Genomic DNA, 370 nt, shown 5'->3' on the forward strand with positions numbered 1-370 from the left:
CTTGGCCACCACTTCGTCGGTGGTGTCGGTAACCTGAACGGTAGCCGCACCGCCCAGTTGCAGGTTCTCGAACTTAGCACCAGTGACGTCTACCGCCGAATTGATACCCAGGCTGATCTGGCCAGCATCGTTGTAGACGTCATCGCCTTGCGCAGCGTGGGTGTATGGCGCGCTGGTTTCACCGGCCTTGATGGTGACCTGAGCATTGTTGCTCAGGGTCACGACCAGATCGTGGGCCAGGGCGGTGTTGATGTGTACGGTGAAGGTCGGTTTGACGTTCTCGGCCACCGAAGTCTGGTCGGCCGTGATGGTGACCTTGACCAGGTCGCCTTCGTTGCCCGGCGTACCCGGCTCGTCGGTAACCGACGTG

General features: G+C 60.8%; 1 protein-coding gene. It reads right to left on the minus strand.

Going from position 1 to position 370, the window contains the following annotated elements; all coding sequences use genetic code 11:
- On the minus strand, positions 1–370 hold a 370-nt coding region (locus I8746_RS27000; RefSeq protein ID WP_221101232.1), incomplete at both ends, for an immunoglobulin-like domain-containing protein.

The organism is Pseudomonas sp. USTB-Z (genome assembly GCF_019691255.1).
GTDB classification, from domain to species: domain Bacteria; phylum Pseudomonadota; class Gammaproteobacteria; order Pseudomonadales; family Pseudomonadaceae; genus Aquipseudomonas; species Aquipseudomonas alloputida.